This is a genomic window from Bartonella sp. MR168JLCBS, assembly GCF_042194175.1.
Window position 1 is genome coordinate 321 of sequence record NZ_JBHIMP010000554.1, and the last position, 267, is coordinate 587.

Consider the following 267-nt stretch of genomic DNA (forward strand, 5'->3'; position numbering starts at 1 on the left):
CACCAGGAAGACCACGTTTACACCCTCGACACATAAGATTGGTCATAGCACCGAGCGAAATTTTACGGGCTTCATCAGAAACTTCCCCCGCTGCAGCTGGAGCAAATAATTGTGCTTCATCGACAACAACAAGCATGAGATACCAATAATCGCGTTCCACATCAAATAATGCACCAAGAAAGGCCATCCACAGTACACATTTGTTGTTCAGTGTCTAAATCTTCAAGATTAAACACCACCGAAACCCAATGTTGGCGAATCCTTTGA

The 267-nt window shown here is 44.2% G+C and carries 1 pseudogene; it reads right to left on the minus strand.

Going from position 1 to position 267, the window contains the following annotated elements:
• Window positions 1–267 (minus strand): annotated as a pseudogene (locus tag ACFIK8_RS12620) (ATP-binding protein); the annotation flags it as partial.